The sequence below is a fragment of the Bradyrhizobium uaiense genome, from assembly GCF_010811875.1.
GTDB classification, from domain to species: Bacteria; Pseudomonadota; Alphaproteobacteria; order Rhizobiales; family Xanthobacteraceae; genus Bradyrhizobium; species Bradyrhizobium uaiense.
In genome coordinates this window covers 1-958 of sequence record NZ_VKHP01000518.1, presented here as the reverse complement: position 1 = coordinate 958, position 958 = coordinate 1, and the positions used below count along the sequence as shown (strand labels likewise).

The window sequence follows — 958 nt, the reverse complement described above, 5'->3', positions numbered from 1 at the left end:
CGAGCAGCGGAACGGCGCCGAAGGCGATCACCGCCGCGATGGCGATTGCAACGGCCCGGGCGCCGGGCGAAAGCTGTCCTGTCGAAGGTGCTGTGCTCATCGCCTAGACTCTCTCGACCAGCTTCTGACCGAACAGCCCGGACGGCCGCACCAGCAGCAGCACCAGCGCCACGACATAAGCCGCCCACGCCTCGATGCCGCCGCCGAACAACGGCCCGACATAGACCTCGGCGAGTTTCTCGATGGCACCGATCAGAAGGCCTCCGATAATCGCGCCGGCGATCGAGTCGAAGCCGCCGAGCACCAGCACCGGCAGCGCCTTCAGCACCACCAGCGACAGCGAGAACTGCACGCCGAGCCGCGCGCCCCACAGCAGTCCCGCCACCAGCGCGACGATGCCGGAGGCGGTCCACACAATGGCCCAGACCCGCGGCAGCCGCAGCCCGACAGCGAGCGCCGCGAACGGATGGTCGGCGACCGCGCGAAACGACAGCCCGGTGCGGGTGTAGCGGAAGAACAGCGCGAACAGCGCCACCAGGCTGCCCGCGACCGCCGCGGCGAACAGGTCGAACCGGCTGATGAAGACCCCGGCGAGGTCGAGCGGCACGTCGCTGATCCCGATGTCGAGGCCGTGGACTTGGGTGCCCCACAACAGCTGCGCCGCCCCCTCGATCACGTAGGACAAGCCGAGCGTCGCCATGAACAGCGTGATCGGCGGCTGGTTGACCAGCGGCCGCAGCACCGCGCGCTCGACGCTGACGCCGAGCGCGACCATGATCGCCAGCGTGATCAGGAACGCGAGGGGAAACGAGACGCCGCGCTCGATCAGGCTGACGAAGGTCAGCGCCGCAAACAGCAGCATCGCGCCCTGCGCGAAATTGAGCACGCCCGAGGTCTTGTAGATCAGCACGAATCCGATCGCGACCAGCGAATACATCACCCCCGACAGCAGGCCGCC

Annotated in this window: 1 protein-coding gene; it reads right to left on the bottom strand. The window is 68.5% G+C overall.

What is annotated here, in order from left to right; translation table 11 throughout:
• Positions 1 to 103: 103 nt before the first annotated feature.
• Positions 104 to 958 (bottom strand): branched-chain amino acid ABC transporter permease (locus tag FNJ47_RS46220; RefSeq protein WP_163163455.1); only part of this gene is annotated, 855 nt, incomplete at its 5' end.